The organism is Rugosimonospora acidiphila, from assembly GCF_039543385.1.
Classification (GTDB): domain Bacteria; phylum Actinomycetota; class Actinomycetes; order Mycobacteriales; family Micromonosporaceae; genus Rugosimonospora; species Rugosimonospora acidiphila.
Map to the genome: position 1 here is coordinate 1 of NZ_BAABJQ010000085.1, position 1,267 is coordinate 1,267.

Sequence of the window (1,267 nt, forward strand, 5' to 3'; positions counted from 1 at the left end):
ACGTGGTCGGGGTACCAGTCGGCGGTGAAGGTGTGGAAGGCGTTGGCGAAGTTGCCGTTGGTTGCTGTGTCGGCGGCGAACGCGTCGTAGCCTGGGCCGTGGAGGCCGCTCGTGATCTTGGTGAGTTGGTCGCCGTATGTGTGCATGACGTTTAGCTCGCCTGACTGCGGCCAGCCGGCGGTGCTGATGTTGTCGCCTAACGCCCAGAACGATGGCCATAGGCCTTTGCCTTCGGGCAGTTTGATGCGGGCTGAGATGCGTCCGTAGAGCTGGGTGAAGTGGCCGGTGGTGAGTAGCCGTGCGGAGGTGTAGCGGCAGGCCCCGTACCAGCATCCGAGGCTGGATGCGTCATCGGCACGTGCGGTGATCGCGAGGTGGCCGGCGCCGTCGAGTGCGGCGTTCGCGGTGCTGTTGGTGTAGTACTCCAGTTCGTGGTTGCCCCAGCCGTTACCTCCGGTGTCGTGGCCCCATTTGTTGGCGTCGGGGGCGGTACCGGCGGTGCCGTTGAATTCGTCGGACCAGGTCAGTTTCCAGTTGGCGGCGCCGGCCGGTTGCCCTGCGGCGTCGGCTGCCGCGTTCGCGTCGGTGTTTCCCGCCGTCGAGGCTGGGTCTGATCCGGCGCCGCTGAACTCGGGCTGGCGCGCATACCAGTTCGCGTAGTCGGCGAGTTGGTCGACGTAGTTGGTGTCGTCGGCGGGTACTTTGCCGGCCGCGTTGACCGGGGCGAGTCCGGACCGGTAGGCGGCGACTGCTAGGCGCCAGGGGTCGCCTGCGGCCTTGGCCGCGCCGAGGTGGCCGACGAGGTCGCAGGTGTCGTGGGCCAGCGCGAGGATGTTGGCGGCGGCGTCGCCGCGCGCCGCGTCGGGCGCGGGCGTCCATTGCTTCCACTGGGTGTCGGTCAGCCCGGCAATGCCCGAGCCGCCGCTGCTGGTCCTCGCGGCTGGATTGAAGCCGGAGGCCGCCATGAGCTGGGCGGCCAGCTTCGGCGGGGTGAGCGCCGGGCAGGACTGGGCGCCGGTCTCGATGGCGGCCAGGTAGGCGGGCGGCACCGACACGGGGCTGTCGGCCCTGGTCGGCATGAACACGGTACCGGCCAGGGCCACACACGCTACGACCAGGCAGGCCGCCACGCCACCGACCGCGATGCGGCTGGCGAGGCTGGCGCGCCGCCAGGCTCGGGCTAGGCGATGCCACGCTGTTGCCATCTTCACGCCTCTCCTTCAGCTCCCAGCCGCTGTTCCACCGCTATGACGGATACCGCCCGCCA

General features: G+C 69.5%; 1 protein-coding gene. It reads right to left on the reverse strand.

All coding sequences use genetic code 11. The features are described 5' to 3' along the window. Positions 1-1,205 (reverse strand): family 16 glycosylhydrolase (locus tag ABEA87_RS42130; protein WP_345639411.1); only part of this gene is annotated, 1,205 nt, incomplete at its 3' end. Positions 1,206-1,267: the final 62 nt, after the last annotated feature.